Consider the following 5,208-nt stretch of genomic DNA (forward strand, 5'->3'; position numbering starts at 1 on the left):
CCTGCTCGGGAAGTACGTCGAGAACGTCCTTCTGAAGCAGCGTATTGCCAATTCGTTCGACCGACTCCAAGTCAAACTTCTCGCGGAGGTGGTAGAGAACCGTGTTGTGGTGGGGTGAATCTTCGCTCTTCTCGCAGAGTGTCGAAACCGAGGTCCCATCGGCGCATGCGCCGACAAGGACCTCGTGAACGTCTTCGGACGTTGTTTCGGCGTTGGGAGCGAGATCAAGCTCAACTTCCTCGTCAAGCCAGTTGACGAGGAAGTTAAGAACCTGGTCTTCGTGGATTGAACTGTCTGCTTGCAGGGTATTAAGCACACCTGCCGCAAGCAGACATCCTTCCTAGTTACTTACTATTTAGCAGAGGGTCTCACGAACAACTCGGCGTCGTTAAACTGCTTTGTGAAGTACTGAGTCTAGTTAAAGTGACTCTTTTTGGTAGTAGTGACTACACTGTGATAGGTCGGAACTAATTTCGAAACCGTGCAACGGGCTACCTATCTAAAGACGGATGGTCTGCGGTCTTATACCGCGCCGTCTCCTTTGACCATGCCAGATGGCCACTTATCGATAGCTCTATGGCCGTTATGTAGGCCGGAAGAGCCTCCGTTGTGTCGGAGGCACCAGTGATGTGTTGTGAAAGGGTCTCGAACCGGCGGATCTCAGTTCCGACCAGCTGACAGGCCTTATTGACAGCCTCCTGCAACGAACAGCCCTGTTCATTGCGGATGACGACAGCGAGGTTGTTCACTTCCCCATCCGCCAGCTCCTTGTGCAACGAATAGACGTCGTTGGTCAACGCGATAGCGTTGCCTCCTGCTATACAAAGAGCTATAACTATTTCGGAGTGATATGACTCTTCGGAGACACAAATATCCGACGATAGCTCTCCTAGATCAAGAAGTGGGTACACGCCTGCTGCGCGCCGCCGATTCGGAAGGAAGACGTGATAGTCGGGAATATGGTTAGTGGCGCGGTTGTGTGCCTCCCCACGGAGACCAGCGAAGTAGTCACGATGATGCTCGACGAAGCGGGTATACAATTCCTGTGGCATCTGATTCGATGCCCGCTGAAAGATGTCGATGAACCCTTTTACCCGGGGCTCTGGGAAAGAGCCACGTGAGTCTTCTATAAGTCCTGCAAGCAGTGGTTCGTGGAAGGACTCGACAGCTTCAGGGTTGGTCCCCAACTCCGTTGGATCGAGATCATCGTCATGTGCAAATACCCAACTATACCAATCGCTGCAGAGCTGCATGGACTCAAGTGAGGCTTGGGGATGGAGTTGACACCCAAGACGGGATACTGTGTCAATCCTCTGCGACGGCTCGTCTATCATCCCCAACTCTTGGGCCCACTCCTGACTCTGAGCTCTGACCTCTTCGGCGTGCGGATTGATCTCATCGGAAAACGGACAGTATATCTCCGGAATCTCGATGCGTGCGGCCATACTGGCTGGCGGGGACGGCTGTTCACAGAGCGTCTGCAGAGACATCAAAACATCATCGAGGACAGCCGTGAGCTGTGCCTCGATTCCTTCTTGGCGATCGATGGAGACCTGGCTGACGGTAACCATTGCAGTCACCAGCGTGCTGTTCTCCCGGGACTGAATCGTCCACTCAACGTCGACCTGGATGTCCCCCTCGAAGGTCATGGTGAGGCTGGTTGGTTCCTCACTGTCGGTCACGTGCACCTTGCCCTCGAACACACGCAGGGATGCATTCTCTGTGCCAGCATCGGTGACCGTAACGTCCTCCACACCAGTACTTACGGTGAGGCCAGAGCTCTCTGCGAGCACTGGTTCGACCGCTGTGAGCACAGCAAAAATGTCGGCCGGGGCCGCATCGATGGAGATGCTCTCTTCGAGGCCCCTCATGTGATTATCTATCGTCATGGTAGGCCCCTCATGGATTGGTCATTTAATTTTATACTACTAACCTTGCGTCGAGGCCTTTCACAAAATAGTACTACCATTGTACATATTCAATTTGTCAATATCATATAAAAATGGTTGCTAGAAGGTATTAATACAATAATATTATTCGCTCTTGTGGCGTAGATTGTTGGTGAGTCAGAGCGCAGTTTTGAGCGCTTCATCTCCTGGTTTTCGGAAGACTTGACGACGAAGTTGGAACGGTCGCAGATACGGTGTGAGTCGATCTTTGGAGACGTCTCGATGCGGCGAGAGCCACCGTCGCGTCAGCGACGCGTGGCTCTCGCAGGTATTCACGTGGACGTCTCTATCAACGTACTCACCCTCGCCGTGGACGACGTATTCGCGGTCAAATGCATCGTCCTCGTCTAACGGTTCATACGCCCGAAAGCCGTCAGTATAGACGGTGAGCGACTCCTGCTGGCGGTCGGCCAGCAGGGGTCGAATCGTCGATTCATCAGCGGCTTTCGCTGGCAGCACGTATCACTCACCGCTGCCACGATCTGCGAGAATAAACACGGGAGGCTTGTCTCCAGCGTACGTTCCACGTCCGCGCGTGGACAGGCCACGCGAGCGCGACGGCTGGTCGCGCTCGCGGCCTTTGAGACCGGCTTTCACGTAGAGTTCGTCGATCTCCACCGGGCCTTCGAGGTGTGGCCGAGGCGCGTCCAGCGCTCGCAGGAAGCGCTGGACGCGCCGGTAGATCGTCTTGTAGGAAACGTCAATCTCCACGTCTAGCTGTCTGGGGCTTGTGTTGAAACGGATGTAGGTGTAGGCGGCGAGAAACCATTTTCTGAGTGTATACCCAGTTGCACGTTCAAAATTAGTTCGCCGGACGGGACAGGCGGATCTGAAACTGACCACCCATCGGCGGTGCTGACCCAATGATGATTTGTTTCTTGATAGAAGTGCCAGTCCCAGCCGGAGACTCACCCTGATCAGTCAAGATACGATTACAAAAGAGAGCCGCCTGAGAGCAATGCCTCTCAGGCGACACCCGTTTTTTGGACAGGTGCCCCAACAGTCAAATGAGCCGACTCGGTGAGCGTATCAGCCCGGGTTTGTTCTGCCGTTTTGCGGTGAGAGACGCTGCAACCAGTGCGACCGCTGAGAGAACAACGTGCGTCTCGACGTTGTTCTTTTTGCGTGCGCGGACGCGATCAAAACTAGTGAAGGACTTCAGTCGGGAGAACATACGCTCGACACCTGCGGGCAGGTGTCGATGCATCCGTTCTTTGATCGCCTGGAAAATGTCGGTCTCCTCGACGCTGCCCACCTCAACACCGTACTCCGAGAGTTGTTCCTGTGGGAGGAGCTCCAGAGCGTCGTAAGGACTGTCGATCTCGAGGTGACCTCACCGTGGGTTCGGAGATACCCACGAACGCTACGCTTATACGCCGTGGTTGAGTTGTTCCGACCGTCGGATCTGTTGGATAGCATACCACTGATCCGACTTCTAATCTAGTGAAAGTAACTATTTCTTCCAGTAGTGACTGCTGTGTGAGGCGTTTAAACTAATCTCGAAACCGTACAACAGGCTATACAAACAATTTCCTTTATATCTAGATACAAAAGTTAAGTCATTCCAGAGCGTGGTTTTTATAATGAGCACATCACAACTGCCAGGATCAGTCGATAGTCGAACGCGTCTCCCGGTTGAGTGGTATAGAAGAATGCAAGAGGAGGACCCTGTTCACTACGATGCTCAGCGAGGGATATGGGACGTCTTCAGATACGAGGATGCTACCCGTGTACTGACCGACGAAACAACGTTTTCAGCGGATATTGTGAGTGCAGATACGCCCCGCCCCGTCACTGATGACGATCTATCGCTAATCAAGTCGGCAATGATCCGTGTAGACGGCGATGTACACGATCAACGCCGTGATTTCGCTACCACTTCATTTTCCCCCAGGGGGGTGGACACTCTTCAGCCTCGGATCAAAGAAATCGCTGATGATCTTCTTACAAGCCTTGCAGGGAGAGATCGTGTTGAACTTCTTGAGGAGTTTTCTACTCAGCTTCCCCGCGCCGTTACTGCCGAACTTTTTGATATTCCGCAGGAAGATAGAGAAAAATTCAAAGAGTTGGATATCGTAAACTTCACTCAAGTCAGTAGCCCGGATCAGGAGTTTCTCCAGATTCACCAGATGGTAAGCGAGTATTTCTCGGAGTTGATTGCTGAGCGAGCTGATGGTGAGGGAGATGATCTTATCACGCTTGCCGCGACGCAGGAGGCTCTTTCTCAGGAGGAAAAAATCGGATTTTGTCTCGCTCTTCTCATCGCAGGAATGGCTACTACGAACAATCTGATCGCCGGTGCTATCAGGCTTTTTGTTAACAATAACTTGATCAACGCGCTCCAGGCAGGCCGTATTGATCGAGAGAAGGCCATCGAAGAGGTGCTTCGATATCGATCACCGGTCCAATCAGCAACCCGCAGAGTTACCCGTCCTGTAGAACTCGGAGGAAAACAGATCAAAGAAGGGCAACCGATTACGGTGTGGATCGGTGCTGCAAATCGTGACCCAGAAGTCTTTACAGCCCCTGATGAGTTTCGGCCCGAACGAACCCCGAATCCGCATATGGCGTTTGGAAGGGGGGAACATTTTTGTCTTGGGTCCTCTCTTGCCCGCCTTGAAGGAAACGTTGCAATACAAACGCTACTCGACCGATTCGATCGGATCGCTCCAGAAGAATCGGATACCCTCCCCCGCCACGTGCTTCCGCAAATGATCTTTAGCTAAACTCAGTACTTCACAAAGCACCCTCGCTTAACTGATTTTGCCATCTGAATTCCGTGTTGGAATGGTTGCACTGACAGTCTAAACGGGGAACTATACTGTCGGTCAGAGATATTGATAGAGTCTCAAATTCACCGTAACCTTTGACTATTTTACCGTAAAACATCATTCACATGCCTCCAGACGGATACAGTACAGTCACGGTCAGTGACGAAGTACTCGCACGGTTGATCGAGGTTATGACAAAATACGACTGTGATAGCATCGCCGATGCGGTTGAAACGGCATCGATCATCGCTCTTGAGCGTGATGAGGTGGAGTTGGCACAGATTCTTGGTGATCGTCTCCAAGAGTAGGGCATCGCACGAAGATTACCGTAAAATGCCAACTTTTACTGTAATACTATCAAAACTTACGGCCTATAGTATATGAACGAATGGCTGTGTCGAATCACTAGACGGCGTCGGGGAAGGTCAGTAAATCGAAGGAGTTGAAGCGGGAGACTTCAGTTGTTCATGACCCAAATCTCCCGCTTC

General features: G+C 52.2%; 3 protein-coding genes and 2 pseudogenes. 2 read left to right on the forward strand and 3 right to left on the reverse strand.

Annotated elements, in window-relative coordinates:
- The 3 genes and pseudogenes from C484_RS17550 to C484_RS17560 form a co-directional block, all read right to left on the reverse strand.
- Nucleotides 1-316: pseudogene (locus C484_RS17550) on the reverse strand (ISH3 family transposase); the annotation flags it as partial.
- 175 nt (nt 317-491) lie between these two features.
- The gene (locus C484_RS17555; RefSeq protein ID WP_006827229.1) at nt 492-1,889 is read right to left on the reverse strand and encodes a terpene synthase family protein; all 1,398 of its coding nucleotides are present in this window, start codon (nt 1,887-1,889) and stop codon (nt 492-494) included.
- Nucleotides 1,890-2,066: 177 nt separating this feature from the next.
- Nucleotides 2,067-2,726 (reverse strand): annotated as a pseudogene (locus C484_RS17560) (IS1595 family transposase); the annotation flags it as partial.
- Nucleotides 2,727-3,601: 875 nt separating this feature from the next.
- On the opposite strand from C484_RS17560, the gene C484_RS17570 reads away from it, so the two are divergent.
- Both C484_RS17570 and C484_RS17575 read left to right on the forward strand, forming a co-directional pair.
- Nucleotides 3,602-4,675, forward strand: coding sequence for a cytochrome P450 (locus C484_RS17570; protein ID WP_006827231.1), 1,074 nt, complete (start codon nt 3,602-3,604; stop codon nt 4,673-4,675).
- Between the two features lie 170 nt (nt 4,676-4,845).
- On the forward strand, nt 4,846-5,028 hold the full coding sequence (locus tag C484_RS17575) for a hypothetical protein (RefSeq protein WP_006827232.1): 183 nt from the start codon (nt 4,846-4,848) through the stop codon (nt 5,026-5,028).
- The last annotated feature ends 180 nt before the right edge of the window (nt 5,029-5,208 follow it).

It is taken from the genome of Natrialba taiwanensis DSM 12281 (genome assembly GCF_000337595.1).
Lineage (GTDB): Archaea > Halobacteriota > Halobacteria > Halobacteriales > Natrialbaceae > Natrialba > Natrialba taiwanensis.

Coding starts and splice junctions, on each gene's coding strand:
- C484_RS17555 (WP_006827229.1), bottom strand. CDS start 1,889: ATGACGATAGATAATCACATGAGGGGCCTCGAAGAGAGCATCTCCATC.
- C484_RS17570 (WP_006827231.1), top strand. CDS start 3,602: ATGCAAGAGGAGGACCCTGTTCACTACGATGCTCAGCGAGGGATATGG.
- C484_RS17575 (WP_006827232.1), top strand. CDS start 4,846: ATGCCTCCAGACGGATACAGTACAGTCACGGTCAGTGACGAAGTACTC.